3 protein-coding genes and 1 pseudogene are annotated in these 6,406 nt (G+C 51.5%); all 4 read left to right on the top strand.

Annotated features, from left to right (window positions below; all coding sequences use genetic code 11):
* Positions 1-420: pseudogene (locus ACKVOS_RS11550) on the top strand (trigger factor); the annotation flags it as partial.
* 160 nt (positions 421-580) lie between these two features.
* Entirely contained in the window at positions 581-1,216 is a 636-nt protein-coding gene (locus tag ACKVOS_RS11545) for an ATP-dependent Clp protease proteolytic subunit (RefSeq protein WP_409212152.1), read from the top strand.
* A gap of 135 nt (positions 1,217-1,351) precedes the next feature.
* On the top strand, positions 1,352-2,623 hold the full coding sequence (clpX, locus tag ACKVOS_RS11540) for an ATP-dependent Clp protease ATP-binding subunit ClpX (protein WP_409212151.1): 1,272 nt from the start codon (positions 1,352-1,354) through the stop codon (positions 2,621-2,623).
* A 276-nt stretch (positions 2,624-2,899) separates the two neighbouring features.
* On the top strand, positions 2,900-6,280 hold the full coding sequence (locus ACKVOS_RS11535; protein ID WP_409212150.1) for a carboxypeptidase regulatory-like domain-containing protein: 3,381 nt from the start codon (positions 2,900-2,902) through the stop codon (positions 6,278-6,280).
* The last annotated feature ends 126 nt before the right edge of the window (positions 6,281-6,406 follow it).

Genomic DNA, 6,406 nt, shown 5'->3' with positions numbered 1-6,406 from the left:
GAAGTCAGCAATCAGGAAATGAACATGCTGGTCCAGCAAGCTGCCCAGCAATATCGCCCCGAAGACCGTCAGCGTTTCGTACAATATCTGCAGGAAAACCCGATGGCAGCCGCGCAGCTGCGGGCACCTTTGTTCGAAGACAAGGTCGTAGACTTCCTGTTCGACAAGGCGACTGTCACCGAAAAGGCCGTGACGAAGGAAGAGCTGGAAGCCGCCATCGAAGCGGAACCCGATGCCAAGCCCGCTGCAAAGACGAAAGCACCTGCCAAAAAGGCGGCAACCAAGGTCGAGGCATCTGCCACGGAAGCCAAACCTGCGGCAAAGAAAGCGGCGTCAAAGAAGGATGCCGATGCGCCTAAAGCGGAAAAAGACTCCGCTAAAAAGGCTCCCGCGAAAAAAGCCGCGTCCACCAAAAAATAAGGTGGTACCGCGTGAAACAGAAAGGCTCCGGAACTTCCGGGGCCTTTTTTGTTGCTGCAATGGCTAAATCGCACGCAATCTTAACCCTTTTCCTGCTTGAAACTTTAGTCCGTGACGCCGATGTAGGCGGCAAGGCAATTGAGCCAAAATAGAGGTACCTATGCACGATCCTTATTTCGATCCCACCACCGCACTCGTTCCTGTCGTAATTGAGCAGTCTAACCGAGGCGAGCGCAGCTGGGATATTTTTTCGAGGCTACTGCGTGAACGGATCATTTTTGTGACCGGCGAAGTTGAGGATGGCATGGCGTCGATCATCACCGCCCAGTTGCTGTTCCTCGAATCGGATAACCCTAAAAAGGACATCTGGATGTACATCAACTCGCCGGGCGGCGTGGTGACGGCCGGCATGGCGATTCACGATACAATGCAATATATCCGACCGAAGGTAGGAACGGTCTGCATCGGTCAGGCGGCTTCGATGGGAAGTTTCCTGCTGGCCGCGGGCGAACCGGGCATGCGCGTGGCACTGACCAACAGTCGCATCATGGTGCACCAGCCCTCAGGCGGCGCACGCGGGATGGCGTCCGACATTCAAATTCAGGCGAATGAAATCTTGCGTATTCGCAAGCGGATGAACGACCTGTATGCCAAATATACCGGCAAACCGCTCAAGGATATCGAGAAAGCTATGGATCGGGATACTTTCCTTGAGGCGGATGAAGCCAAGGCATTCGGTCTAGTCGATGAAGTATTTGACAAGCGCCCCGCCAATGCCGAAGCGGATGCGAGCTAAGGCTGTTAGCTTTTCATCCACCAGGTTTGCTAATATGGCATACCCCCTTTTGGGCTATTGCCAAAATCGAACGCATCTTTAGGATGACGATTTGATTACAATTCGCGCAGTGACAGCGTGAAAGCAGGACGATTTATGACGAAGTTGAGCGGATCTGATACCAAGAGCACATTATACTGCTCCTTCTGCGGAAAATCGCAGCACGAAGTCCGCAAGCTGATTGCCGGACCAACAGTCTTCATCTGTGATGAATGCGTGGAATTGTGCAATGATATCATCCGCGAAGAAACCAAGGGGACGTTGACCGGCCGCAAGGAAGGTGAAGTGCCCAGTCCGCAGGAAATCTGTGACGTTCTGGATGATTATGTCATTGGTCAACCACAGGCGAAGCGTGTTTTGTCGGTTGCTGTCCATAACCATTATAAGCGGCTCAATCATGGCGCAAAAGGTGCCGATGTAGAGTTGGCGAAATCGAACATCCTTTTGGTTGGTCCAACCGGATGCGGAAAGACTTTGCTGGCGCAAACTTTGGCAAAGACGTTTGATGTGCCCTTCACAATGGCAGATGCGACAACATTGACCGAAGCGGGCTATGTCGGAGAAGATGTCGAGAATATCATTCTCAAATTGCTGCAGGCGTCCGATTATAATGTGGAAAAGGCGCAGCGCGGGATCGTCTATATCGACGAAATCGACAAAATCAGCCGCAAGGCCGAGAACCCGTCGATTACGCGCGACGTGAGCGGCGAAGGCGTGCAGCAGGCGTTGTTGAAACTGATGGAAGGCACAACCGCGAGCGTTCCTCCACAAGGTGGACGCAAACATCCGCAGCAGGAATTCTTGCAAGTCGACACAACCAACATCCTGTTCATTTGCGGCGGCGCGTTTGCAGGGCTGGAGAAGATCATTTCCAATCGGTTAGAAGGCAAGTCGATTGGCTTTGGCGCGCACGTCGCCGACCCTGATGAACGCCGCACGGGTGAAGTATTGAAACAGATCGAGCCTGAAGATTTGCTGAAATATGGTCTGATCCCTGAATTCGTAGGGCGTTTGCCAGTCACAGCGACTCTGGAAGACCTCGACATTGCAGCGTTGGTGAAGATCCTGTCGGAACCGAAGAACGCTCTTGTGAAGCAATATCGCAAGCTGTTCGAAATGGAAGACGTAGGTCTCAGCTTTACCGAAGACGCACTCGAAGCGGTTGCCAAAAAGGCTATCGAACGCAAAACAGGTGCCCGCGGACTGCGGTCGATATTGGAAGCGATATTGCTGGATACCATGTTCGATTTGCCGACCTTTGATGGTGTTGATGAAGTGGTGGTCGACAAGGATGTCGTCGAAGGCCGCAAGACACCTGTTCTGGTCTACGCAAAGTCTGCCAAAGCCAGCAAGGAAGACGCTGCTTAGGCAAGCCTGGTGCAGGTTGAATTAACCTGCACTGTTGCAATGGCGCAACAACAGGTCGAAAAATGATGTAATTTTAATGCGTTGCACTAATTTGTGCGCTGCAATATTTTGCTTGCAATTCACCACGAATGGCTTTGTGACGACTTGGTGTTTTTGCTGTCACATAACTGCAATTTTTTGCTTTCATGGCGAAAAACATCAACTCCTCATTTGGGAAAATTCGTCACGCTAGATGCGAATGCCCGAATGGATTATAAAATAATGGGAACCCAACACATGAAAATTCGCTACTATTTAGCCGCCAGCGCAGCCGCGTTGTCAATCGCTGCCTCTGTTTCTACACCTGTAATGGCGCAGGAAACGACGTCTTCCGTTCGTGGAACGATCGAGAGCGATAACGGACCTGTTGCGGGCGCTACGGTAACGGTAGTGCATGAGCCATCGGGAACAACGGCGACTAGCGTTTCGGATGCGGACGGTAATTTTAGTGCAAACGGCCTTCGCATTGGTGGGCCATTCACCGTAACCGTTGATGCAACCGGCTACGAAACGGCGCAAGTTACGGACCTTTCGCTGAGCGCGGGTCAGGCATTTCGTCTGCCGATCATCCTGCAATCTCAGCAGGAAATCGTTGTAACAGCATCTGCTCTGCAGGGCGCTACGGAAAGTTCGAGCGGTCCGATCACGGTGCTGAACCGTGAAGACATTGAGGGCGTAGCGTCGATTAACCGCGACATCCGCGACCTTGCGCGTCGCGATCCTTTCGCAACCATTGACCTCACCAACAGCCGGACGATCGAAATCGCTGGCCAAAACGGCCGTTTGAACCGTTTCTCTGTTGATGGCGCCCAGTTTTCGGACGATTTCGGTCTGAATAACGGTGGCTTGCCTACATCACGCGGTCCTGTGCCGCTGGATGCCATTGAGCAGTTCTCGGTTAAAGTTGCTCCTTATGATGTGTCGGAAGGCGACTTCCAAGGCGGTGCGATTAACGTTCTGCTGCGTTCAGGTGGTAATAAGTTCCACGGTTCCGCTTTCTATTCGTACACAGATGAAAATCTGACGGGTTCGCGGACCAAGGGTCGGGACATTGTCCTTGATTTTGACTCCAAGCAATATGGCGGCGTTTTGTCTGGCCCGATCATCAAGGACAAGTTGTTCTTCATGATTGCGTATGAAAAGACAGAAGAGAGCGATCCGTTTGACAGTGGCCCGCAAGGTCAGGGATTCTCGGCTCCAATCCCGGGTGTGACCCAGGCGCTTGTCGATCAAATCAGCAATATTGCCCAAACCCGGTACAGCTATGACACTCTGGGTGTCATTCAGAACGGCGTTGAAGAAGACGAGAAAATTGTCGTTAAGCTCGATTGGAACGTCAATGACGATCATCGCGCTGCATTTACCTATATCCGCAATATCGGAACGCAGGCAAACCAGCGCAATACCTCGACTAGCACGTCTAGCCCGACGCTTGGACTGTTTTCGACCGGATATGAATTGTCCGAAGAGGTGAATTCCGGCGTGTTCCAATTGAACAGCAACTGGTCGGAAAAATTCTCGACCGAGTTGCGCGCATCTTATCGTGACTATAATCGTGGTCAAATTCCATATGGTGCAACAACGCTTGGCGAAATCGCGGTTTGTGCCGATGCTGTTACCGCTGGATCAGTCACATCCTGCACCAACGGCGTTCCGCGCATTTTCTTTGGTCCCGATCAGTTCCGCCATTCAAACGCATTGAATACCGACAATTTGTCGATTGATTTTACTGCGCGTTTGGATGCGGGGGATCATCAGTTCAAAGCATTGTTCGGCTATTCACAGACTAATGTGTTCAACTTGTTTGTCCCAAGTTCATTGGGCGTATTCTATTTTGACTCGGTCGCCGATTTTCAAGCCGGTAACGCTGGACGGTTGATTTATCAAAATGCAGTTCCAAGCCTTGATCCCAATGATGGCGCAGCCGAATTTGGCAGCTCAAGCTTTACCTTTGGCGTGCAGGATGATTGGCAAGTTACCGACAAGCTTCAATTGAACATTGGTGCCCGTTATGACTTGTTTGCGAACGAAGAAAAGCCGCCATTGAATCCCAATTTTGTTACCCGGCATGGGTTTTCAAACCGCGTAACTTTTGATGGTCGCGGCGTATTCCAACCACGGGTCGGCTTTAACTATGAAGCAACCGACCGTTTGATCATCAAGGGCGGCGTCGGAATATTTGCTGGCGGGACACCGGATGTGTTCCTGTCCAACAGCTTTTCGAATACGGGACAGCTGACCAATTCGGTGACCATCGATCGCAATACGTCGACTGCTGGTTGCAACATTGCCGCAACCACGCCAAACGCGGCAGCCATTTGTGCAGCAGCATTAAACAATGTATCACTTTCGACAATTCCCGGTGCAGTTGGCCAGTTTTTGGCTACCAATGTATCCTCGCTCCAAAATGCTCCGGTCAATGCCATCGATCCCGATCTGAAGATTGCACGTCAATTGCGGGCGACACTTTCGGTCGATTATGATGCAGACTTTGGTCCGCTTGGCGACGGCTGGTTGCTTGGTGCCAATTTCTTATATGGTAATGTCCTGCAGGCGTATCAATGGACAGATATCCGCTCGGTACAAATTGGTACTTTACCCGATGGCCGCGCACGTTTCGGCAATTTGCCTGGCACTTCAGGTCCTAACCAGGATCTTTTGATGACCAACAGCACGCGTGGACGCAGCTATGTTGCTGTTGCGCGTATCTCGAAAGAATGGGATTTCGGCCTGGGCATCGAAGGCAGCTACACACGTTCTGACGTGAAGGACGAAAACGCCATTACGTCGACGACCGCCGGATCCTTGTACAACAATAACGTGTTCAACACACCGAATGCAGCGTCATATGGCCGCTCGATTTACGAGATTAAGGATCAATGGAAATTCGGCGTCAATTTCAAACGTGAATTCTTTGGCGACAACGAAACACGTCTGAGCCTGTTCGGTGAATATCGCTCGGGCCGTCCGTTCAGCCTGACTTCGTTTGACAGCACCGGAACAAGTTCGTCCGCACGCAGCGCGGTGTTTGGAACAACCGGAACGGGTAGCCGTCACCTGCTTTATATCCCAACAGTCGGCGATACGCGGGTTTCGTTTGGCGACAACGTTGTAAACAATGTCGTCGTTCAAACAGCAGCGCAGGCCGAAACCGCGTTTAACTCGCTGGTTACAAGCCTTGGTCTAGAAAAATTCCGTGGCAAGATATTGCCTAAGAATTCACAGACTTCGCCTGACTTCTTCAAGGTCGACTTGAGCGTCAGCCAGGAACTGCCCTTGTTCGTCGGTGGTGCTAAGTTGAAGCTGTTCGCCGACATCGAAAATGTTTTGAACATCATCGACAGCGACTGGGGTGCATTGCGTCAAGTTGCATTCCCATATGCTGCGACACTTGCGAATATTCAGTGCTTGAGCACAGCAGTTCCAAGCGGAACGGGTGTCGTAGCCATTGGCAGCACGCCGGCTCAAAACCCGAACAATCTGCCTGCGGTTGTGAATACTGCGAGCACGCAGACATGCGCGCAATATCGGTATTCAAACGTAGTATCGCCCAATGTTGATCTGGTTTCGCGCCAGTCACTTTACGGCATTCGCGTGGGTGTAAAGGTTAGCTTCTAACTTTTAACCGGACAAAAAATCAAAAGGCGGGGCTTAGGCTCCGCCTTTTTTGTGTCCGATATCCATGTGTTAGCTCGATGCTTTTGTCATATAACTGACATTATTTGTGTCCAATGGGGGCGCGTT

Origin of the sequence: Sphingorhabdus sp. (assembly GCF_046154385.1) — a bacterium.
Classification (GTDB): Bacteria; Pseudomonadota; Alphaproteobacteria; order Sphingomonadales; family Sphingomonadaceae; genus Sphingorhabdus_B.
Note: the sequence above shows the minus strand (reverse complement) of the source record. Positions and strands in the feature narration are given on the sequence as shown.

Excerpts from the sequence above, each read along its gene's own strand:
- ACKVOS_RS11535 (WP_409212150.1), top strand. The coding sequence starts at position 2,900 with ATGAAAATTCGCTACTATTTAGCCGCCAGCGCAGCCGCGTTGTCAATC.
- ACKVOS_RS11545 (WP_409212152.1), top strand. The coding sequence starts at position 581 with ATGCACGATCCTTATTTCGATCCCACCACCGCACTCGTTCCTGTCGTA.
- clpX (WP_409212151.1), top strand. The coding sequence starts at position 1,352 with ATGACGAAGTTGAGCGGATCTGATACCAAGAGCACATTATACTGCTCC.